Genomic DNA, 1,123 nt, shown 5'->3' on the forward strand with positions numbered 1-1,123 from the left:
AGTGTTGTTTCCATTTCCTTTTACTAACGTCTCCGGACGTTTGTCTTCCTGACAATCCTGTGTCTTCGCCTCCTGGCGCTCCTGACCCTCATCCTGAGTCGTCTATCCTGTCAGCTTCCTCGCTATGGACGCTACTTTACCGTTTTGGTTTAAACGTACAAGTAACCTGGGTAACAATTTCTGATTTTAAGAATAGCGCCCAAATGTAACTCTATGATTTATTTTAGTTCTGTCATTTTTTACTCTGCCATCTCGTATAGAAACTGTCGGCAATGTCTCACAAAGCGCGGGGTTTTTACTCACACAGCCCACTCGTCGAAAAACCAGCCTTTTGCTGGGGTTCAGGTATAATCGCTGCAAAGCCCTGATTGATGGAGAGGACTGCTTTGACTAACTTGAATTATCAACAGACGCATTTTGTGATGAGTGCGCCTGATATTCGCCATTTACCTTCCGATACGGGAATCGAAGTGGCTTTTGCTGGCCGTTCCAACGCAGGCAAATCCAGTGCGCTAAATACCCTGACCAATCAAAAGGGTCTGGCGCGTACATCTAAAACTCCAGGCCGTACTCAGCTCATCAACCTGTTTGAAGTTGTGGACGGTAAACGCCTGGTCGACCTGCCTGGTTATGGTTATGCCGAAGTCCCGGAAGAGATGAAACGTAAATGGCAGCGCGCACTGGCTGAATATCTGGAAAAACGCCAGAGCCTGCAAGGTCTGGTGGTACTGATGGATATTCGCCACCCGCTAAAAGATCTCGACCAGCAGATGATCCTGTGGGCTGTGGAGAGCAACGTTCAGGTTCTGGTGCTGCTGACTAAAGCAGACAAGCTGGCCAGCGGCGCGCGCAAAGCGCAACTGAATATGGTACGTGAAGCCGTACTGGCATTTAACGGTGATGTGCAGGTAGAAGCATTTTCATCACTGAAAAAGCTGGGCGTGGACAAATTGCGGCAGAAGCTGGATAGCTGGTTTAGTGAGCTGGCGCCGATTGAAGAGATACAGGACGGGGAATAACCCACCGTATTGCCGGATGGCGCCGCTGCGCGTCTTATCCGGCCTACAGCATGTACAAAACTTTTCTTTCGCACAATAAAAAACGCCCCAGTCATTACTGACTG

At 49.2% G+C, this 1,123-nt stretch carries 1 protein-coding gene and 1 pseudogene; one reads left to right on the plus strand and one right to left on the minus strand.

From position 1 onward, the window contains the following. Positions 1-177, minus strand: a pseudogene (locus FDX03_RS23785) (hypothetical protein); the annotation flags it as partial. A gap of 209 nt (positions 178-386) precedes the next feature. On the opposite strand from FDX03_RS23785, the gene yihA reads away from it, so the two are divergent. Next, on the plus strand, positions 387-1,019 hold the full coding sequence (gene yihA, locus FDX03_RS21465; protein WP_137346559.1) for a ribosome biogenesis GTP-binding protein YihA/YsxC: 633 nt from the start codon (positions 387-389) through the stop codon (positions 1,017-1,019). The last annotated feature ends 104 nt before the right edge of the window (positions 1,020-1,123 follow it).

The sequence above is a fragment of the Citrobacter sp. wls827 genome (genome assembly GCF_005280875.1).
Lineage (GTDB): Bacteria > Pseudomonadota > Gammaproteobacteria > Enterobacterales > Enterobacteriaceae > Citrobacter > Citrobacter youngae.